This window comes from Komagataeibacter intermedius TF2 (assembly GCF_000964425.1).
Taxonomy (GTDB): domain Bacteria; phylum Pseudomonadota; class Alphaproteobacteria; order Acetobacterales; family Acetobacteraceae; genus Komagataeibacter; species Komagataeibacter intermedius.
On the sequence record NZ_BANF01000173.1, the window covers coordinates 1 to 376 of the forward strand.

1 protein-coding gene is annotated in these 376 nt (G+C 59.8%); it reads left to right on the top strand.

Annotated elements, in window-relative coordinates; genetic code table 11:
* Positions 1-85: 85 nt before the first annotated feature.
* The coding region (locus B7449_RS15195; RefSeq protein ID WP_148431358.1) for a transposase at positions 86-376 on the top strand (291 nt) is incomplete at its 3' end.

Consider the following 376-nt stretch of genomic DNA (forward strand, 5'->3'; position numbering starts at 1 on the left):
GATGAGATTGGCCCCCATGGCGACGAAGATCATGGCCTGTGAGAGCCTGTTTGGAAATTCGGTGAGGGTGTGATTCAAGCCCTGGATGTGGACGCCAGAGCAGAGAGGCCGGATGGCCAGTATCACCCGCAAGACGAAGCGCTATCCGTCTGACATGACGGATGAGGAATGGGCGCGGATCGCGCCACTGATGCCTGAGCCTGGGCGCATGGGACGTCCGCGGGAAATTGAATTCCGCGAAGTGATCAACGCGGTGCGCTATCTGGTCCGCTCGGGCTGTGGCTGGCGAATGTTGCCGATCCATTTCGGGCATTGGCGAACGGTCTATGGCTGGTTCCGGGAACTGGCGCGGCGTTTCCTGTTTCAGACGATCCAC